The following is a 21781-nucleotide window of genomic DNA, read 5'->3' on the forward strand; positions in this document are numbered from 1 at the left end:
TAGTATGAAGTTTTCAGCAAAATCGCCCAAGGCAAATGAAAACGGAGCTGTGTTGCTGGTAGGGTTGATAATGGTGCTTTTGATTGCCATTGTGAGTCTTGCTGCTATTCGGGGAACTGGATTGCAGGAAGGAATGGCGGGAAACATGCGCGACAGAAATATTGCTTTCCAGGCTGCTGAATCTGCTTTGCGGCAAGGTGAGTCTGTTGTTATGCAGGCGGCGCTGCCGCTTTTTAATGGAAAAGATGGTTTGCATTTCGACTTGAATAAAACACCTGCAGATTCTGTTGCTTCGTTTACCGATGAAAAGTGGGCCGATGAAACGAATTGGGTCAAAAAAATAACATCCGACTTAACATGGGTTGCCAGTGAACCGGTATACATAGTGGAAGAACTGAACTCTGATATTGGCAAAGAGGCAGCTATTTCAGGCAGTGGAATAGATCAGGAAAGCCTTTCTTTTGAAACCGTTCCTTATCGCGCATCTGCTCGTGGGGTTGGTGCAAGCACGGATACTGTTGTAATTCTCCAATCGTATTTAAAACGCATTCCTGATTAATGGAGTAGACATATGTTAATCAACAAAACGAAAGCTGCTGTGCGCAAACTTGCCGAAAAATGTTGTTTGCCTCGAATGGGCGTGGCTTCTGTGGTTGCGTTTTTTGCAATGTCAATTGCACATACGGCGCATTCAATTCCAGCACAAGCCCCATTGTTTCAAACGAACCCTGTAACGCCCATCATGATGTTGAATCTCTCGCGAGATCATCAACTCTATTTCAAAGTCTACGATGACTACAGTGATATCACCAATCCAACTGGTGGAGAGAAAGACGGCATTCCGGATACTACTTACATTCCGAAGTATGAGTACTATGGCTATTTCGACAGTAAAAAGTGCTACATCTACTCAGCCGATAATAAACGTTTTGAGCCGCACGATGCTGCCGATAGTGACTATTATTGTACGTCTGGTGGCAATGAATGGAGCGGCAACTTTCTTAACTGGGCATCAATGACCAGAATAGATGCGGTTCGCAAAATACTTTATGGTGGTTATCGCTCTACAGATACCGCCTCAGAAACTGTGTTAGAACGTGCCTTCTTGCCGCATGATGCCCACTCTTTTGCAAAATTTTATGATGGCGATGACATCGATAAGCTTACGCCATTTAATGATGTCCCTAAGTTGCAGAAGGGCACAGAAGCAACGGGCATTACAATTTGTAATACCACTGCAGACACAGACACTGCGACTAACATGTCTCAACTATTGAAGAGCCCGCCATTATTGAGAGTGGTGAAAGGAAATTACTCTTTGTGGGCGAGTAACGAGCGTTGGCAATGCAGATTTGATGGTGCCCCAAATGATAATGATAAAGGTGTTTCCGGTATCAACGCTTATAGTGCCGCGCCAACTGCAGGCTCTAGTGATATAAAAGGTGAATATGTTGCACGAGTCAAAGTATGTGTTGCCGGTTTAGAGGAGACAGATTGTAAACAATATCCCGCAGCAGGAAGTGCCAAAAAACCAGTCGGTTTATTTCAACAATTTGGTGAGACCAATAGAATTAATTTCGGTCTGATGACCGGCTCCTACGGAAAAAACAAATCAGGCGGCGTATTGCGCAAAGCAATCGGCAATATGTCTGCTGAAATTAATGTGTCAACCAATGGAACGTTTACTGGTACGGCCGGTGCCATTAAAACCTTGGATGCTTTACGCATTTACGGTTATAACTATGGTGATGGCACTTACTCTGCTGGTACAAATCACGATAATTGTCCTGGTGGTATAGCGGGTTTTGCTAATGGCACATGTAGTAACTGGGGCAATCCGCAGTCTGAAATATATTTAGAGTCATTGCGTTATTTGGCGGGTTCAACAGCAACCAGTGCTTTTGCTTCTGATGACAGCGGCAGAATTGCAGGGCTTAACACTATCGCATGGGGAACCAAGCCCGTTACTGAAGCCAATTACTGTGCCCCGCTAAATATTATCCAATTTAATGCATCAAGCTCTTCTTTTGATGATGATGAATTGAGTGGTGCTGGTATTAATCTCTCTGACCTTAATGTGTGGACGAACAAAATTGGCAACGCTGCGCATGAGAATTTATCAGGTGACTATTTCATGGGGGCTAATGCATCTAAAAAAGATGGCATATGTACCGGGAAAAACTATTCGGCTCTCGCTGATGTTTTGGGTACTTGTCCTGATGCCCCTCGCCTTAAAGGTAGTTATGGTATAGCTGGCCTGTCTTATTTTGCTCGTCAGAGTGATATCAACACCTCGATAACAGGCGATCAAAATGTGCGTACGTTTGGCGTTGCTCTGGCTCCTGCTGTGCCATCGATAAAAATTCCTGTTCCCGGATCTGATGAAGCCAAAATCGTTGAGATTTTGCCTGCTTGTAAAAGCAATCGTAAAACCACTAACGTAGATGGCGCGACTTCTGCTACAGCACAGCGAGAGGGTAATTGTGCAATAGTGGATTTTAAAATTGTAGATATCGATATCGACGAATCAAACACAGTCAACACTGCGAAGCTTTATGTTAACTGGGAATCCGCGGAACAAGGATTGGATTTTGACCAAGATGTATGGGGCACTCTTGATATAGAAGTTGATAGTGGTGAGGCACGTGTTACCTCAAGAATATTTACGGTTTCAACTGCCGCGTCTATGGGTTTCGGTTATGTGATCAGTGGCACTGATAAAGACGGTTGGAAAGTACACTCTGGTATTCGGGATTTTATGGATGAAGACGAGGTTACCTATTGCGATGCTGTAGATAAGTGTACTTGTAATGCAACCAATGTAAATGGAAAGTGCGATGGCTTAGCGGAAACCCCTCAGGCGCGATACTCCATCGGAAAAGACGCGACTGATACTGATGCTCAATTCTTGAAGTCCCCATTGGAGTTGGCGGCAAAGTGGGGCGGTTATTCCGTAGCGTTTGAGGCATCGGCGAAAGCGTCTGCAGCAAAAGAAAAAGCTACTTTTAACAATGAATATTTGACCGCCAAGATTAAAGATAGGGATATATCCGATTCCTATTTTTACGCGACAGATCCTAGAACATTAAAAGATTCTTTAGAAACTGTGATGAACGACATTGCAGCCGGAATAGGTGCTGCATCATCAGTGGCGACTGTCAGTGCCCGTGTCAGTGAGGGGTCATTTGTTTATCAAGCTCAATTTAATAGCTCAGACTGGACCGGAAGCTTGCTTGGCTACACGTTTGAATCAGACGTGTTAGATGATAAACCTGAACTCTGTACCTCAACCATTAGGGATGCTACTGGTACAGGTGTGTTATGCGAAGGAAGCATGCAGCAGTCGCCTGAGGGAAGAAATATTTACTTTAATAAAAATAACAATTTGGTTTCGTTTTCTTGGAGTGCATTAACTGCTACGCAGCAGGCTGCCTTGAAGCTTGCATCAGAAGGTAGTGATTTTACCAACGCACAAAAGCGCGCTGACTGGATAACCGGCAGTGACACTTATGAAGAATCAAAGAAAACAACGGCGAGTATCCTCAGAAGTAGGGGGGAAGGCGATGACCGGAATATATTGGGCGATATAGTTAACTCTAATCCTGTATATGTCGGTTCAAGAAACTTCCGTTACAACAATTTACCTGGTGATGCCGGTGCAACCTACAGGGAGTTTTTGAGCGATAAAGTGGGTAGCGAAACAGCGTCCGGGTTTGCTGAGTTGGTAATGGTGGGTGCTAATGACGGGATGGTTCATGCCTTTAACGCCAAAACAATGAAAGAGGAATTTGCATTTATCCCCAATGGTGCCTTTGCGAAAATTGCCGCTATCACCGCTCCCAATTACACCTTGGGCGCAAGTGCGCATAAATACATAGTGGATGGGCCATTAACTTACAGTGATGTTTTTTACAAAGGAGAATGGCGCCGGATTGTGGTTGGTACTTTGGGGGCCGGTGGTCGAGGTGTGTACGCATTGGATGTGACTGACGCAACACCCAAGCTACTATTTGAGTTGAGTGATGCTGATTATCCTCAAATGGGTTATGTGCTAGGTAAACCAATCATTGCCCCTATGAAAAATGGTCGCTGGACAATGATTTTTGGTAATGGCGACAGTAGTGAAAGTAAGTCCAGTTTATTCGTGATTGATCTTGAGGAACCTTTGAGTTCAAGTTACTCAAAAGTAATCGATACAGGTGCAGGAACCGGCTTGTCTGCGCCCACGTTGCAAGTTGATTCATTAGGTCGTGCGCTGCAGGTTTATGCCGGTGACATCGATGGTAACTTATGGCGTTTCGATCTCTACGATACAGACACCAATAATTCTAATGACGTGAGTAATTGGAAATTGGCTTATAAGCTCTTTGAGGCAAAAGATGGCACCAAAGCGCAACCCATTACCGCTGCACCAACTTTAGGTATTAACGTTCCCAAGGATTACAAAACCATGGTGTATTTTGGTACGGGCAAATATTACGATGATGGTGATGACGCAGTCGGCAGCGTTAAGCATAGTTTTTATGCAATAGCGGATATCGGTTCCACAGTGAGCTATTCCAACTTGCGTAAAAAAACAATGAAGACTACCTATTCATCAACACCGAAGCGTGAGCTGGATAAAGATCAGAATCCTGATTGGAGAACTCAAGACGGATGGGTATTGGATTTTGATGATACGAGTGCTCAGGGCGAGCGCGTAACAACCAAGGCAATCTTGCTGTTTGATAAATTGATCTTTCCAACCTTAATTCCGTCTAATCATGCGTGTAAATATGGTGGCAATAGTTGGTTGATGGAAATACCCGCAGTCGGTGATCGATATGTGGGTGTGAATATACTCAAAGAAATGACCTATGCAGATTATTTGATTCTTGGAAATCTTAATGCCACTTTGAGTGGCGATATCGGCAATATTATTAAAAACAGTTCTTTGGGTAAGATAGAAACCGAAGATCTCTCTTTGCCTGCTCCAATAGAAGGCCGTCAATCATGGCGTCAGCTACAATAAATTGGATTTTATTATGAAAAAATTTGTGCGTGGTTTTACATTAATTGAGCTGATGATTGCGGTGGTCATTGTTGGGGTTTTGGTCGCAATAGCATATCCGTCATATTTGTCTTCGGTGCGGAAAAGTAATCGTGCCGAAGCAAAAGCTGAGTTAATGAGTTTGTCCCAACGTTTGCAGCGTTGTTATACGTCGTATACTCGATTTAACGACGAAACAAATTGCGCTGTGTATAAAGACTTGAAAGATGGGGGTGTTATTACCCCCGGTACTGGTTTTTATAAAATCACTATTAGCCATACCGCCAGTTCAGAGACAACAACCTATAGTTTAAAGGCTACGGCGATTAAATCACCGCAGACCGAAGATACTGAAGGTGGGTGCAATGAACTGACGCTTGAGCATACTGGCGCAAAAGCACCGGAAGAGTGCTGGAAATAATCTGATGAATAAAGCCGCTTTTAAAGCGGCTTTATTCATCATCCAGCCCTAATTTTTGCAAGCGATAACGGAGTGAGCGGAACGTAATTCCAAGATGTTTTGCTGCCAGTGTTTTGTTCCATTTCGCCTGTTCCAGCGCATGGCATAAAATTTCTTTTTCAACATCCTGAAGATATTCATCCAGCGAGGAGTATTCTGCACAGCGAGCAGGATAATCTACTGCTTGGTTGTTGGATCGTTGAGTAACTTTCTGTGAATAGGTTTTTTCTTCGCTTGAGGTGAATGAATTTTCCTGATTGCGCAATTGCAAATCCTGCGCGTCAATAACATTGCTCTCGCAAAGCGTAAATGCGCGCTCCAGAATATTTTCCAGTTCACGCACATTGCCGGGAAAGTGATAATTGTTTAATAGCTTTTGTGCTTCCGTAGACAACAAGGGAGCGTCCATTCCAATTTCGTTTGCCAGTTTCTGTAATAGATGATGGGTCAACAGCGTGATATCTTCACGCCTTTCACGCAGTGGTGCGACAGCCAGTTGAATTACGTTCAAACGATAAAATAAATCCTGACGAAAACGCCCTTCCTTTACTTCAAGTTCCAAATTTTTATGTGTTGCGCACAGAATGCGTACATCGGTAGTGATTTCATCCGCAGCGCCTACAGGCCGGATGGATTTTTCCTGAATAGCGCGTAAGAGCTTTACTTGCATATCCAGTGGTAAATCGGCGACCTCATCAAAAAATAATGTGCCTCCTTCAGCAGCTTGGAATAATCCTATTTTGTCTTGATGTGCGCCGGTAAAGCTTCCTTTCTTGTGACCAAAAAATTCACTTTCCATCAACTCGCGCGGGATTGCGCCACAGTTAACCGCAATGAACGGTTTGCTGGCGCGTGGGCCAAGATCGTGAATAGAGTGCGCAACCAACTCTTTGCCCGAGCCCGATTCGCCACTGATATAAACCGGTGCTTGTGATCGCGCCAGCTTTTCAATACTGCGGATTAAATCTTGAATCGCTTTTGACTCACCAATAATGGGTGTGGTTTTTTGTAAGGGCGGAGGTGTGTATTGGCTTGATTCGATGGCAGTAGTTACCAGCTTGCGCAGCGTGGCTAAATCCACCGGTTTGGAAATAAAATCAAATGCACCTGCTTTCATCGACTCAATAGCGGTATCGATGCTGCCGTGGGCTGTGATCACCGCAACCGGCAATTGAGGATGCTGTTGTTGGATGAGTTCCACTAATTCCAGTCCATTGCCATCAGGTAATCGCATATCGGTCAGGCATAGGTCGTAACGATGCTGTGCTAATAACTGCTTGGCGCTGGCGACTGTGGCTGCGCTGTCGGTATGGATTTGCATGCGTCCGAGGGTAATTTCCAATAGCTCGCGAATGTCAGGTTCATCATCAATAATCAGTGCGCGCTTTGTGGTCATAGTGGTTCCCGATAATTATAAAATGTGCTGCGAAAATATTTAGGATGTTTTTTCCGGGTGCGCCAGTTGCAGGTGGAAACAACTTTCACCTTTATCGGTGCGCTTGTAAGAAATAATGGCTTGATTGGCTTCACATAGTTCTTTGCAGATGTACAAGCCCAAACCAGAACCAGTATTTTCGGTTGTGAAAAATGGTTCAAACAAATGCTTATAGTTGTCGGTGTTAATTCCTGGCCCGAAATCGATAACGCGGATATAGGGTTGGTGTTGTGTGACATCAATACCCATTTCAATTCGCAGTTGCGTGCGCCCATCTATGGCGGGACTGTAACGAATGCCATTGTCAAACAGGTTGGTTAATACTTGCTGCAATTGGCTGATATCAAATTTTGCTTCCATGCGGGTAAAACTATGGATGTCATCATAAATAAAATCGCTGGTAATTTCGCCCAGGTTTTTTTCCAGCAGCTGTATATCCAACTGGTATCCGTTGGTTTTGCTGGATTTATAATCGGCGATAAATGCAGGCATCCACTTGCGCAAATCAATCGGTTCTTGCTTGGTTGGGCGTCGCCGTGACAATTGCAAAATATTTTCGATGATTTGGTTTACGCGTTTGCTGTGATTATTAATGATGTCGAGCAAGCGCTGGTCGCTGGCGGGAAGTGTGTCTGTTTCGCCGAGTAATTGACTTGCGTGGCTGATAGCACCCAGCGGGTTGCGGATTTCATGTGCGATACTGGCAGTCAATCGTCCAAGTGATGCAAGTTTTAGTTGCTGTGCTTGTTGGTTGAGTGAGCGCACGTCCTCAAGGAAAACCAGAACATTGTCGGTATTGCTTGGTTCAAGGTAAGCAAAATTGGCTTTTGCTTCAGTGGTGGTGTCGCCATCAATTTTTATAAAAGGCGAATGGTCATTGGCGTGGCGTTGCCAGGATTGATGTTTGCGATACAACTCGGGGAATCGGTCAAGCCGCAATGTTTCACCTGCTGCAGGGTGTGGGGCGCCTAACAGCTTTAATGCTGCCTGATTGCAGAGCTCTATCTCTGCGCGGTTGTTTAATACCAATATGCCGGTGCGCATTCTTTCAATGATCAACTGCGCCAATTTTTGTAAGTGTGCTGCATGCTCTGCTTGAGCCTCTGCTTCAGCATAGGAGAGTCGGATTTTTTTAGTGAGATGTTGAAATAGTAGTGCAGTCAAAAATGCCAGGGCACTTAATGTGCCCGATGCAAACAATGCCTTGTTGTCTTGTGTGAGAATTAAAAAGCGATATGTGCCTTCGCCGATGACAACGACGGTGGTGATAGCGGCAAGAAAAAATGAAATGCGCTCACGCAACATTATCCCGCCCGCAGCAATCGCAACCAATAATAAATAACCCAGTCCGCTAATCGCGCCGCCGCTGGAATGCATCAATATGCCAATCGCAACCACATCAATTAACAGGGAGCCAAACAGTTGGCGTTGTGAGGGCGAATATTTCAGTCGCCACATCACTATCAATGTCATGAAGTTGATCGCTGTGTAGGCGATGGAGGTATAAAAAAACAAGGTGGGGTTGTCATTGCCCAGCACTTTTGGGGCAAATTCAAGTTGAAACATCAATAGCAGGACACTGCCCAGCAAGGTGCGGTAATAGGTGTAAATACGCAGCAAGTCATAAGGGTTATAGTTGCGCGGATTGTTGAGCAAACTGGATGTCATGGTTTGTGCATATTCCTTGTATCTATTCATTAGGAAATAACGGGCATTAGCAAATAACGGATATCGGACATAACAGGCTTTTGGAAATGGCCGGGTAAAATCCGCTTGGCTTTGAAAGCGTATATCGCGGACAATGCGCGCCTGTCTTTTTGCTGATGATACCTTTATGCCTATGTCGCAGCTACGTTTGATCCTCTCCCAAATCAATACTCTTGTTGGGGATATTCCCGGTAACACCGCCAAGGTGCTGGAGGCCGCCCGTATGGCGGTTGCACAAGGCGATGTCGATGCCGTGATTTTTCCCGAGCTTACCCTCACAGGTTACCCGCCTGAGGACTTGTTGTTGCGCCCAAGTCTTGAATTGCGCATCGAGCGGGCTTTGCGTGAGTTGCAGGCGGCCAGCTTGCCTCCGGCATTGGTGGTGGGGTATCCGCGTTTCAAAGATGGCCAGCTCTATAACATGGCGGGCGTGATTGAAAACGGAAAGCTCATTGCGGAATACGCCAAACAATGTTTGCCCAATTATCAGGTGTTTGATGAGAAGCGTTATTTTTCTGCGGGCGATCAACCTTGTGTATTCAATCTTAAAGGTGTCCCCACAGCGCTGAGCGTATGTGAAGACATTTGGTTTGCAGGGCCCATGGCGCAAGCCGCCAGTGCGGGCGCAAAATTGATGCTCAATTTGAATGCCTCGCCCTATCACCAAGGCAAGCAGCAAGAGCGCGAAGCGGTAGTGGCGACACGTGCGCGCGAAGGAAAAATGCCGGTGGTGTATACCAATCTTGTCGGTGGTCAGGATGAGTTGGTTTTCGATGGCGGTTCCATTGCGATTGATGCCAGCGGACAGACGTGTTTCCGCGCTCCGGGTTTTGTGGAAGGACAATTTGCGGTGCAATTGGAAGGGGATCAGCAGTCAGTTCATGTGCCTGCCCAGTCGCTTGAGCCAATAGCTGAAAACATTGCGGCTGTTTATCAGGCGCTGGTGTTGGGCATGCGCGATTACGTCAATAAAAACCGTTTTAAAGGCGTAGTGCTGGGATTATCAGGTGGTATCGATTCCGCGTTAACGCTGGCGATGGCAGTGGATGCGCTGGGTGCTGACCGTGTTGAAGCGGTAATGATGCCATTCCGCTACACCTCGGATTTAAGCAAAAACGATGCTGCCGATGAAGCGGCGCGCCTTGGGGTGCGTTACAGCTCTATCAGTATCGAACCCATGTACGAAGCGTTTATGGCGGCGCTCAGCGATGAGTTTGCCGGCAGCAAGCGCGATACTACCGAAGAGAACCTGCAGGCGCGTTGCCGCGGTGTGCTGCTGATGGCGATCTCCAACAAAAAAGGTTATCTGGTGCTAACCACCGGCAACAAAAGCGAAATGGCAGTGGGATACTCCACGCTCTATGGCGACATGGCCGGTGGTTTTGATGCGCTTAAAGATGTGCCCAAAACTCTGGTATTTGCCCTGTCGCGCTATCGCAACAGCATCAGCCCGGTGATCCCGGAAACAGTGATTACCCGTCCGCCCTCGGCGGAGCTGGCTCCCGATCAAAAAGATGAAGATAGCTTGCCGCCGTACGATATCCTCGACCGCATTCTGGAGTTGTATGTTGAGCAAGACTACAGCGCCGAGGCGATTATTAGCCAAGGGTTTGCACGTGAGCAGGTGGAGCGTGTGGTGCGTTTGGTGGATATCAACGAATACAAACGCCGTCAGGCTCCGGTAGGTATTCGTATTAGCCAGCGCGGTTTCGGACGCGATCGCCGTTATCCGATTACCTCGGGTTGGAAGTTGGGCGAGTAAAGTCCCGCTAGCGATACACCAGCGCGAGAAATAAAAAAGGCCGCAAATGCGGCCTTTACATACAATCCCAAAAGGTTTGCTGGTGTGGAGCTGCTTACTGCACGCGCTCTACATCAACATAGGGTTTGTATTGTGGATCATAGAGTACGCGGGTATCAAAGCCGGTAATCTCATTTTTACTGAATAAACCCAGTGTCAGGTAAGCCAGCCAGGGCGATTTGCCATTGTTGTACATAAAGTCGTAATCGAATTCGCCTTTTTTGTTCAGTGCCGGGTAATCTGCATAGTTAAGTTTGAGAATTTCCAGTATCTCGTTGGATTTTTCAGGCATCTTCAACATGTGATAACCCTGTACCATAACGGCTAAGGCATCGGGTGTTGCAGGTGACTGGGGGAAGTTTTCCAGTACGTAGCGCCCGCGGCCCACAGCGGCAACATAAGCGCCGCGTTTGAAGTAGTAATTAGCGACATGGATTTCATAGCGAGCCAAGTGGTTACGCAGAAAGAGCATGCGCTTTTTGGCATCGGCGGCGTAGTTACTGTCGGGATAACGGTTGAGTAATTGGGTAAAATTAGCCAAGGATTCACGCGCTGCGCCCGGATCGCGCTTTGATGTATCGATAGGCATTACCCGCTCGAACATGCCTTTGTCTTTGGTGAACGATGCCATACCGAGCATGTAGTAGGCATAATCCACATTGCGGTGTTGCGGGTGCAGGCGGATGAAGCGATTGGCGGTAGCGATGGCTGCATCCGCTTCACCCGAGCTGTAATGGGCGTAGATCAATTCCAATTGCGCTTGATCTGCGTAAGTACCAAACGGAAAGTTTTCTTCCAGTGAGTTCAGGTTTTTGATCGCTGATTCCCATTGGCTGTTTTCAAGTTGTTTGGTCGCGGCGTTGTACAAGTCCGCCTCGGTAGTATATTCGGGCTCTTTGGACGAGCAGGCAGTCAGCAGCACCAGGCTACTCAGCATCAAACAGGGCAGGAATCGCATAGGGTTATAGACTCTTATATCTCGGTAAACATAGACCCCGTTTGCGGGGCAGGGTATTTAAACACAGAGCTTGGCGGATACCAATCTGGCGACAGTAAAAGCGCCCAAATTCCGGTTTTTGGCAGAGCAGCCAGAAACAATCACTAGAGGTTTTTTAATGAAAGATGTTTTTGACCTGAGCGCACAAGTGCCGATCCAGATGAGCGGCATGCGCTTCGACCAGATCGCCTCGGAGTTGTTCCCCGACTTCTCGCGCTCACGCTTGCAAAGTTGGATCAAAGATGGCCAGTTGAAAGTGGATGGCCGTATCGCCAAACCCAAAGATAAGTTGATCGGCGGCGAACGGCTGGAATTAAAAGCCGAGCTGGAAGCCCAGGGCGAATGGGAGCCGGAGGAGATATCGCTGGATATCGTCCATGAAGATGACGATTTAATTGTCATCAATAAACAGGCTGGATTAGTGGTGCACCCGGCGGCGGGCAATTACACCGGGACGTTGGTTAACGCCCTGATCAACCATATTCCCGGCTTGGTGAATTTGCCACGCGCGGGCATTGTGCATCGCCTTGATAAAGAAACAACGGGTTTGATGGTGATCGCCAAAACACTGGAGGCGCACACCGATTTGGTAGAGCAATTGGCCGACCGCACCGTAAGCCGCGAATATGAGGCGGTTGCGGTGGGTGCTATGACCGGCGGTGGAACAGTAGATGCGCCTATGGGGCGTCATCCGCTCCAACGTAAATTGATGGCCGTGTTGAAAGCGGGCGGCAAGCGCGCGGTGACGCACTACCGTGTAGCCAAACGCTACCCGAGCCACACCCATATCCGCGTCAAACTGGAAACGGGGCGCACCCATCAAATCCGTGTGCACATGGCGCATATCGGCCATCCGCTGGTGGGCGACCAAACCTATGGCAGCCGTTTCAAAATCCCCAAAGGTGCCAATCAGCATTTGATCGATACTTTGAAAAACTTCCCGCGTCAGGCGCTGCATGCATTCAAGTTGGGTCTGGAGCACCCGGGCACAGGCGAGTACACCGAGTGGACCGCGCCATTGCCGGAGGATTTCAAAAACCTGCTCGATGCACTCAACACAGGTTACACCCTTGTCGATGACTGATAGCCCTGCTGGCATAACGAGTCCTGCTGGCATAACACCCGACTGGCCAGCACCCGCCAATGTGCGCGCCTTTATCACAACCCGTGCGGGCGGTGTGAGCCCATCGCCGTACACCAGCAATAATGTCGGTTTGCATGTGGGTGATGATCCACTGCTAGTGGAAAAAAATCGCGCGCAGTTGTGTGCACAGCTGGGCTTGGGAAAAACACCGCAGTGGCTGGAACAGGTGCACGGCGTAAGCGTAGTAGACGCCAAGGCCGATGGTTTGGTGCGCACGGCCGATGGCAGTTACAGCAACCAGCGCGGGCAAGCGTGTCTGGTGATGACGGCAGATTGTTTGCCCATTTTATTGTGCGATAAACAAGGCACCCAAGTGGCGGCGCTGCATTGCGGTTGGCGCAGTCTGGCAAAGGGGATTTGTGCCAAAGGCATCCAAAAATTCAACGCTGCACCGCAGGATATTATGGCTTACCTCGGCCCTGCGATTTCCCAGCCGCATTTTGAAGTCGGCATCGATGTGCTCGAAGCGTTTTTTAACACCGCGCGCAATCCACTTCACGCCGAGCAGATCGCTGCTGCGTTCAGCCCCGCCTATCGCCCGCTGCATTTTTTTGCCGATATTTACGCGCTGGCGCGTGCCGAGTTAACGGCGCTGGGCGTTAATGATGTGTATGGCGGTGGTTATTGCACTTACGCTGATAGTGCGCGTTTTTATTCTTACCGGCGCGATAAAATCACCGGGCGCATGGCGAGTTTGGTGTGGTTTGAATAATTTTCTGTAACGTGAATCCGGCAGCGTTCAATTGGTATCTAACCTTGAGTGAACCTGATCACCATTAACGAATAAGTTGAAGTTATTCCATGTCAAAACATCCATTCAAAATCGAAATTTGTGTTGAAGGTATTGATGGCCTTGTGGCCGCACAACAAGCCGGTGCGGACAGGGTTGAGTTGTGTGCCAGCTTGTTTGAAGGTGGATTAACCCCGAGCATGGGGGTGATCCGCGAAGCCTTGCGTGTAGCGACTATTCCGTTTCACGTGATTGTCCGGCCGCGCGGCGGCGATTTTCTGTATTCCGAACTCGAATTTCGCAGCATGCTTGAGGATGTCATTGCATTGCGGGAAATAGGGGTTGCCGGTGTGGTGATCGGCTGCCTTACGCCGGAAGGTGCTATCGATGAGCTGCGTACCAAAGCCTTGGTTGATGCGGCGCGTCCGATGAAAGTAACCTGTCACCGCGCGTTTGACATGACGCGTGATTATCGCACTGCACTTGAATCCTTGATTCGCACCGGTGTTGACCGCGTGCTGACGTCCGGCCAGCGCGATACTGCCTTAGAGGGTAGCGCTATTCTCAAGGAGGTAGTCGCACTCGCGGATGGCCGAATTATCATCATGGGTTGCGGTGCACTTGATGTTGGTAATATCGCCCAGGTGCGGCGAGAAACAGGTGTTGATGAAATGCATTTTGCGGCACTAAAAACCATCAAGAGTGGCATGGAATTTCGCAACCCGCATGTTGGCATGGGCGGAACTGCACTTGAGCGTGAATATGAAATTACGTTGACCGATGTCGATGCAGTGCGCGCAACCATTGCTGCCGCGCGAGCAGCCAGCTAGTTATTGTTTTTATCCTACACACAACAAGGAATCATTATGGATCTCGACCAAATTGAAAAACTGAACGACCTCAAACAAAAAGGGTTGATCAGTGAAGAGGAATATCAGCAAGCCAAAGAGCGCATTTTGGGCGCGCAAACGCAGCGCGCTGCGCAGCCAGATGCCCAACTCCAGCCACATACGATTATGCAAACCAATAATTACGACTATGCGATGGTGATGCACCTCACCCAATTTTGCTCCTGGTTGTTTCCCTTCCTGGGGTTGATTGTGCCGCTGATTATGTGGCAATCCAAAAAGGATGATCCCTACGTAGACCAACAGGGCAAAGTCGTCATGAATTGGGTTTTCAGTGCGCTGATTTATTTTCTGGTCAGTCTGGTGTTGTGTTTTATTGTGGTGGGCTTTTTCCTGATGGCGATCCTGTTTGTGTGTTCGATTGTGTTCACCATTATGGGCGCTATGGATGCCAACAAAGGGATTATTAAAAACTACCCTATGTCGATCAAATTTTTTGATGTGAGCGAAACACCGCGTCCATCAGCCGTACAAAATTGATTTAAAGCAATTTCCCGCCTATTTTTTATTGGATAGATCAAGCAGGCGTCAGAGCCTGCTTGAAATCACCCTGCCAGCCCCCACGTCTGCTTCAACCGAGTAATCACTCATCGCTTGAGGTAATCCATGCGTATCGACCGTTTAACCAATTCATTGCAAACTGCACTGTCTGACGCCCAATCCATCGCACTGGGGCAGGATCACAGCCAGCTTGACCCCGGCCATTTGCTGCTTGCCATGATCGACCAAAAAGGTGCAGCCAGTGTGCGCCTGCTGCTCAGTCAGGCGGGCTTTGATGTGGCTGGTTTGCGCACCTCGCTCAATGAATATCTGGAAAATTTACCGCAAATTAAAAACCCGACCGGCGAGGTGACCATGTCACCGGAAATGGTGCGTCTGTTGAATCTTGCTGACCGCCATGCGCAAAAAGCAGGTGATAAATTTGTCTCCAGCGATTCGGTATTGATTGTGCTGATGACTGAAGCGCAAGGCGCTGTTGCCGAGCTGTTAAAAAAACACGGCAATGCACAACGCTTACAGCAGGCAATCCAAAAAGTGCGCGGCGGTGAAAATGTGGATGATGCGGATTCCGAAGGCAACCGTCAGGCGCTGGAAAAATACACCGTGGATTTAACCGCGCGCGCCGAAGCGGGCAAGCTCGATCCGGTGATTGGCCGCGATGACGAAATCCGTCGCACCATTCAGGTCTTGCAGCGTCGCAGCAAAAATAATCCGGTATTAATCGGTGAACCGGGTGTGGGTAAAACTGCGATCGTGGAAGGCCTTGCGCAGCGCATCGTCAACGGCGAAGTGCCCGAAGGTTTAAAAGATAAACGCTTGTTGTCGCTCGATTTAGGTGGCTTGCTCGCCGGTGCAAAATTCCGCGGTGAATTTGAAGAGCGTTTGAAATCCGTGATTAACGAGCTGAGCAAACAAGAAGGCCGCATTATTTTATTTATCGACGAATTGCACACCATGGTCGGCGCCGGTAAAGGCGAGGGCGCGATGGATGCGGGCAATATGCTCAAGCCTGCGTTATCGCGCGGCGAATTGCATTGCGTGGGTGCCACCACGCTCGATGAATATCGCAAATACATTGAGAAAGATGCGGCACTTGAGCGCCGTTTCCAAAAAGTATTGGTGGATGAACCGAGTGAAGAAGACACCATTGCCATTTTGCGCGGTTTGAAAGAGCGCTACGAAGTTCACCACGGTGTGGATATTACCGACTCGGCGATTATCGCCGCGGCAAAATTGTCGCAGCGCTACATTACTGATCGTCAATTGCCCGATAAAGCGATTGATTTGATCGATGAAGCGGCGAGTCGTATCCGTATGGAAATTGACTCCAAACCGGAGGAGATGGATCGTTTGGAGCGCCGCTTGATCCAATTAAAAATCGAGCGCGAAGCGGTGAAAAAAGACGAAGACGAGGCAAGTAAAAAACGTCTCGCAAAAATTGATTTTGATATCGATAAAGTAGAGCGCGAATACGGCGATCTTGAAGAGATCTGGCGTGCAGAAAAAGCGGCGCTGCAAGGTTCCCATGAAATCAAAAGCCAATTGGAACAGGCGCGTTTTGAGTTGGAAGAAAAGCGCCGTAAAGGCGACCTGGCACGCATGAGCGAATTGCAGTACGGCATTATTCCGCAGTTGGAAAAACAACTGGATATGGCCAGCCAAGCGGAAATGATGGAAATGAAACTGCTGCGCAACAAGGTGACTGACGAAGAAATTGCTGAAGTGGTTTCCAAGTGGACCGGTATTCCGGTATCCAAAATGTTGGAAGGCGAGCGCGAAAAATTATTACGTATGGAAGAATCGCTGCACAAACGGGTAATTGGCCAGCACGAGGCCGTTGTTGCCGTCGCCAACGCGGTGCGCCGTTCGCGTGCGGGCTTGAGTGATGCCAATCGCCCCAATGGGTCATTTTTATTTTTAGGGCCAACTGGTGTGGGTAAAACCGAGCTGTGTAAATCGCTCGCGGAATTTTTATTTGATACCACCGATGCAATGGTGCGCATCGATATGTCGGAGTTTATGGAAAAGCATTCTGTCGCCCGTTTAATTGGTGCACCACCGGGCTATGTTGGTTACGAAGAGGGCGGTTACTTGACCGAGACGGTGCGCCGCAAACCTTACTCTGTTGTGTTGTTGGATGAGGTGGAAAAAGCGCACCCGGATGTATTCAATATTTTGTTGCAAGTCTTGGATGATGGCCGCCTCACCGATGGCCAAGGGCGCACGGTGGATTTTCGCAATACTGTGATTGTGATGACTTCGAATTTAGGTTCGGATCGCATTCAGGAATTAGCGGAAGACAAATCATTTGATACCGTGAGCTTTGATAATGTGGTGAGTGATAACCTGAACAATTCGCTCAACAATGAAAACCGCTACAACGCGATGAAAGATGCGGTGATGGAAGTGGTCGGCAGTCACTTCCGTCCGGAATTTATCAACCGTATCGATGAAGTCGTTGTGTTCCATCCTCTGGGGCGTGAACAAATCCGCGGTATTGCGGATATCCAACTTGAATTGCTGCGCAAACGGTTGGCTGAGCGCGAATTGAGTTTGGAGTTGGACATTGATGTGATGGATAAACTGGCGAGTGTCGGGTTTGATCCGGTGTATGGTGCGCGCCCATTAAAACGTGCAATCCAGCAGCTGATTGAAAACCCGTTGGCACAGGATATTCTCAGCGGAAAATTCCTGCCTGGTTCCATTATCCATGGCCGGTTGTTGGGTGAGAAAATTGTGTTTGATCCCAAACGCTTGAATTAAACGCGCAGCCAACGCAAACCGATAAAACGCCGTCAGCAGTGACGGCGTTTTTTTATGTCTATTTATTAAGCGGCAACAGTTGATATGCCGTTTCCGGTGATGGTACAAACGCGGGCTTGGCAGCACGAATAAAATTAATCATAAAAAAGCATGGAGTTGTTATGTTTCAACGGAAATTGTCAGTGACAGCGCTGGTGGTATTGGCCTGTTGCGCTCTGCCTGTCCGGGCGGATTCATCGGCGCAGCAGTTTATCCATATCCACCAACAGCAAAATAATCCATCCGGTCAGATCCAGACGAAAACCATCCCCATGTCTGCGGGTGGTGCCGTCAGTGTTGATAACCTCAGCGGGCAATTGCAGGTCAATTCAGTTGATCCCAAACAGTCGCAGCGCTGGTTGGTGCGGTTGAAAGACCAGCCGTTACAGCCTTATCTCAAGCAGCAGCGCGACAAGCTCGCGCCCTCTGGCAAATTGTCGCGCAGTGCGCAACAGCAGCTTGCCAAATCATCGCAAACGCAATTGCAGCGCGTGCAAAAAAGCCAGAGCCAGGTGCTGGGTGAATTGCGTAAACAAAAGTTGCTGCAGAAAGTGCACGGCCAATTTACCCAGTTGACCAACACCCTGAGTATCACCGCAACGGCAGATAGCATTGAACAGATTCGTCGCTTGCCACAGGTGGCAGCGGTCTACCCGGATAACCGCGTAGAAGCTTTTCTTGCCGAGAGCGTGGAGATCACCAAGGCACCGCAGCTATGGTCAATGCGCGATGGGCAAGCGCGATCCATCACCGGGCAAGGAGTAACCGTGGCGGTGTTGGATACCGGTATCGATTACACCCATCCTGATCTGGGTGGCTGTATAGGTGCCGGTTGCAAGGTGGCGGGTGGGCACAATTTTGTGGAGGGGGAGGATGCGAATAATCCCATCGATAAACATGGCCACGGCACCCATGTGGCGGGAATTATTGCCGCCAAAGGCACGCTCACCGGCGTTGCACCGGATGTCACCCTTTACGCCTATAAAGTGCTGAGTGACCAGGGTTGGGGCATGGACAGCAGCATTATTGCAGCAATCGAAAAAGCCGTAGATCCCGACGGCGATCCACTCACGGATGACCAGATCGATATCATCAATATGAGCCTTGGCGGCGGTGGCGCGCCGGATTCGCCGCTGTCGGAGGCGGCTAATAATGCGATGGCGGCGGGTGTTGTCGTGATTGTGGCGGCGGGCAATAGCGGCAGTTATTCCACCATCGGCTCGCCCGGTAATGCGGGGCAGGTATTGACGGTAGGGGCGAGTGATAACAATGGCGCTATTGCCGGATTCAGTTCGCGCGGGCCAGTGATTGGTCAAACCTATATCAAACCTGAGCTGGTTGCGCCGGGCGTGGATATCAACTCCGCCAAACCCGGCGGCAGCTATGTGCGTTTAAGTGGAACCAGTATGGCGACGCCTCATGTCGCAGGCGGTGCGGCGCTGCTGAAACAGCTGCATCCCACCCTGTCACCTGCTGAACTGAAAGCTTTACTGGTCAATACCAGCCGGGATCTGGGGCAGGATGTGTTTACCCAAGGCGCGGGCATGATGGACTTGGCGCAAGCCGCCAGTACCAGCCTGCTGGTGATGCCATCACTCTTGTCGGCCGGGTCAGTTGATCTTGAGCAGGCCAACTGGTCTGCTGCGGTGCCTTTCACGTTGAAAAATATCGCCACTGCGCCCTTCACTGTCAGCCTGGATGCACCTGCCACCATGCCCACTGGTGCCAGCGCTGCGCTGAATCCGGGATCGCTCTCATTGGCAGCCGGTGAGTCTGCTACAGCAACACTCAATCTTGCGGTCGATACCCAAGCCTTGCCCTTTGCCGATAACGTCACCCTGCATCATGAAGTGGTAGGTAACATTCGTTATGGCAGTAGCGAGGTGCGCTTGCCATTGGTATTTGCCAAGGCTGCCCGTTTGAATGTTGAATTTGATGCACCACCCTACATGGTGCATGTGCTGAATGCCGATGGCAGCTACGGCGGGGTGGAGTATTTCAATAGTTGTACTGATATCCCCAAGGATTTCGGGTTTGATCTCAAACCGGGTACTTACCATTTGGCCGTTACTTTCTATGACCAGAACTGCATGGTCGATGCGCTGGTTTTTAAGGAAAACGTATCCTTGCAGGATGAAACCAGCGTCAAACTGGAACGCGCCAGTGCCCTGCATGAAGTGGCCATAGGCACACTGACGGGTAGTGATGGCAATGCACTTTCTCTGGATACCCTTGTGACTCTCAGCCAGCAATTGGAGTGGCGGTTTACCGATGTCGCCCAAGGCAGCCTGTTATTTTTAAGCTCGGGTACCAAGCGAATCCTGCGGCTCTCCGATGTGTCGGATAAGATCCAGATCAATGTGACTGCCTACATCGCCCTGCGCGAAACCAACCCCGATATCACCGGCGACTATTACCTGTTGCAGGATGCCTACACCGGTGTATCGTCCTCCCAATATCTCGATCTTGATTTGCGCAGTGCAGGCGGGGTGGATTTCACCTATGCCGACCGGGATATTCTGGCGCAGGGGGTTAAGTTTGCCCAAGGCTTGAGCCAAATGCGTTCAAGTTTCGAGTTTGTCGCCTTCGGCACGTCATGGACACGAAATACCGTTTACAGCCAGCCATTATCCGCCAGGCTGCATGCGGATATTTCCACGCTGGCGAAGGGGGAATGGTACCCGACCTTGGGTGTGGATCAGGTGAGCGATGATCCTTTTGCCTGGAATCTGCAGCTGATGAATACCGGCACACTCGCCTTTTTGGATGCCAGCTCGTTTACCAAATTACGCGGTGTGTTCAGCACGCCCGATGCAACCAACTATCGCAGCAAGCATCGCGAATTGCGCGTAACGGACAGTGCCCACTTTGTTGCGCCAGCGTTTTACTTCAGTCGCCCCGCCAATGAATTAAAAGTGCAGAGTATGTCGGAGCCCTACTGGTGGGGTGGTAATTACACCATCCAGCGCGATCTCCAACAAAACAACTTTTTCGATTCCATGGCCTATCGGTTGTTTTGCAATGGCACCCTGACCAGTAACTCGGAAACCAATGGCGGTAATTTCAACCTGCCGCTAGGTAGTGATAATTGCAATACGTTGGTACTGGAGTTGGATCAACCGGTGCGTTTTTTGGGTAATACCAGCACCTCCCATTTACGGCTTGAGCTGGATGTGACCCGCTTTCCCGGAAGCGAGACCTATCTGCTAAAAGAATTCCCCGAGCAATTGCAATTTTTCAGCGATGGCACCGCGAGCCGGGTATTGAACGGTAGCGATCTGCAGGTGCAGCTCGATATGCTCAGCATGACCAATGAGGCGGCGGGCAGCAGTGAAATACCAGTGATGGAGTACCAATTGGCAGGCTCAAGCGACTGGGTGCCAGTGACACTGACGAAGGCTGGCACCCGCTATGTGGGCAAATTGCCGGTCTTGTCCGGGTCGGTAAAAACCTCGTTGCGCATCACTCTTGTGGATGCCGATAAAAGTGTAAAACTGGTGCAGACGCTGGCGGATATTGTTGTCCTTGGTCAGAATGCTACCGGAGCTGTTATCGCCCCTCCGAGTTTTGCGCCATTGCCTTCTTTGAACGTGGAGGCGTCCGCCGCGCTAACGCCTTACAGTTTGCCTGTTGTATTTGCTACCGATGAGCGCGATGGCCAGATAGCCGCTACAACGGAGAACCTTGGCCCTTATGCGATAGGCAGCCATCTCATCCGTTGGCAGGCGACCAACTCGGCAGGTAAAACCGCCACGGGTTTCCAGTCGCTGGATGTGCGCGATACCACCGGTCCGGTGATCCAGGTTCCAGCCAACATCACCGTAGAGGCAACAGGTGTTTATACCGATATTCCCCAGCCCCAAGTGACGGCTTATGATGCTATCGATGGTGAAATTACCGCATGGACAATGGATTGGAAGCCATTCCCGGTGGGTACAAGTTATGTTCATTGGAATGCCAGCGACTCTCGCTATAACCTGTCTTATGTTCTGCAAACTGTTACCGTAACAACGGCGACAAGCAGTCAGGCATCCAGTAGCACAGCCAGCAGCAAAGCGCCCATCAGCAGTGGTGGTGGAAGTTCAGGTGGAGGTGGTGGTGGAGGCTCGATAAGCCTGTGGTGGATACTGTTATTCGCGGGGCTGTTTGCAGCGCGATGTTATCCGTGCACAGGATTGACGCGTTCGTGACCGATAAGCGGTGGCTGTGATAAATAGCCAGAAAGCTAAATAACTGGCGCGCCAAGCCAAGGTACCAATAAAAACGG

Annotated in this window: 13 protein-coding genes; 10 read left to right on the forward strand and 3 right to left on the reverse strand. The window is 49.3% G+C overall.

Annotated features, from left to right (window positions below):
- The first annotated feature begins 4 nt into the window (after positions 1-4).
- Genes B2739_RS02360 through B2739_RS02370 form a run of 3 tightly spaced genes read left to right on the forward strand, consistent with a single transcriptional unit; the run spans position 5 to position 5450 of the window.
- Positions 5-559 carry a pilus assembly PilX family protein gene (locus tag B2739_RS02360; protein WP_049630962.1) on the forward strand — a complete coding sequence of 185 codons (555 nt, stop codon included), beginning with the start codon at positions 5-7 and terminating at the stop codon, positions 557-559.
- Positions 560-571: 12 nt separating this feature from the next.
- Complete coding sequence (locus tag B2739_RS02365; protein ID WP_331344274.1) at positions 572-5011, forward strand: pilus assembly protein; 4440 nt, start codon at positions 572-574, stop codon at positions 5009-5011.
- A 13-nt stretch (positions 5012-5024) separates the two neighbouring features.
- Positions 5025-5450 carry a type IV pilin protein gene (locus B2739_RS02370; RefSeq protein WP_331344275.1) on the forward strand — a complete coding sequence of 142 codons (426 nt, stop codon included), beginning with the start codon at positions 5025-5027 and terminating at the stop codon, positions 5448-5450.
- A 31-nt stretch (positions 5451-5481) separates the two neighbouring features.
- On the opposite strand, the gene B2739_RS02375 is transcribed toward B2739_RS02370, so the two are convergent.
- Entirely contained in the window at positions 5482-6885 is a 1404-nt protein-coding gene (locus tag B2739_RS02375) for a sigma-54 dependent transcriptional regulator (RefSeq protein ID WP_331344276.1), read from the reverse strand.
- A gap of 39 nt (positions 6886-6924) precedes the next feature.
- Positions 6925-8592, reverse strand: coding sequence for a sensor histidine kinase (locus tag B2739_RS02380; RefSeq protein WP_331344277.1), 1668 nt, complete (start codon positions 8590-8592; stop codon positions 6925-6927).
- A gap of 172 nt (positions 8593-8764) precedes the next feature.
- Here B2739_RS02380 and B2739_RS02385 point away from each other — a divergent pair, with 172 nt between their 5' ends.
- Positions 8765-10393, forward strand: a complete 1629-nt coding sequence (locus B2739_RS02385; RefSeq protein WP_331344297.1) for an NAD+ synthase — start codon at positions 8765-8767, stop codon at positions 10391-10393.
- A 94-nt stretch (positions 10394-10487) separates the two neighbouring features.
- Here the strand turns inward: B2739_RS02385 and B2739_RS02390 are convergent, their stop codons facing one another.
- Entirely contained in the window at positions 10488-11390 is a 903-nt protein-coding gene (locus B2739_RS02390; protein WP_331344278.1) for an outer membrane protein assembly factor BamD, read from the reverse strand.
- Between the two features lie 157 nt (positions 11391-11547).
- Here B2739_RS02390 and rluD point away from each other — a divergent pair, with 157 nt between their 5' ends.
- From rluD to B2739_RS02420, 6 genes are all read left to right on the forward strand, one after another.
- Positions 11548-12513, forward strand: a complete 966-nt coding sequence (rluD, locus tag B2739_RS02395) for a 23S rRNA pseudouridine(1911/1915/1917) synthase RluD (RefSeq protein WP_331344279.1) — start codon at positions 11548-11550, stop codon at positions 12511-12513.
- Positions 12506-13285: a peptidoglycan editing factor PgeF gene (pgeF, locus tag B2739_RS02400; protein WP_331344280.1), complete on the forward strand. Its 780-nt coding sequence runs from the start codon at positions 12506-12508 to the stop codon at positions 13283-13285. The genes rluD and pgeF overlap by 8 nt, the downstream gene beginning before the upstream one ends.
- Before the next feature lie 89 nt (positions 13286-13374).
- Positions 13375-14133 carry a copper homeostasis protein CutC gene (locus B2739_RS02405; protein ID WP_331344281.1) on the forward strand — a complete coding sequence of 253 codons (759 nt, stop codon included), beginning with the start codon at positions 13375-13377 and terminating at the stop codon, positions 14131-14133.
- A gap of 36 nt (positions 14134-14169) precedes the next feature.
- Positions 14170-14691 (forward strand): DUF4870 domain-containing protein, encoded by a 522-nt coding sequence (locus B2739_RS02410; RefSeq protein ID WP_331344282.1) that lies wholly within the window; start codon positions 14170-14172, stop codon positions 14689-14691.
- A 126-nt stretch (positions 14692-14817) separates the two neighbouring features.
- The gene (gene clpB / locus B2739_RS02415) at positions 14818-17475 is read left to right on the forward strand and encodes an ATP-dependent chaperone ClpB (protein ID WP_331344283.1); all 2658 of its coding nucleotides are present in this window, start codon (positions 14818-14820) and stop codon (positions 17473-17475) included.
- Positions 17476-17636: 161 nt separating this feature from the next.
- Positions 17637-21704, forward strand: a complete 4068-nt coding sequence (locus B2739_RS02420; protein WP_331344284.1) for a S8 family peptidase — start codon at positions 17637-17639, stop codon at positions 21702-21704.
- Positions 21705-21781 lie beyond the last annotated feature (77 nt).

The sequence above is a fragment of the Cellvibrio sp. UBA7661 genome (assembly GCA_002483365.1).
In the GTDB taxonomy this organism is placed as follows: domain Bacteria; phylum Pseudomonadota; class Gammaproteobacteria; order Pseudomonadales; family Cellvibrionaceae; genus Cellvibrio.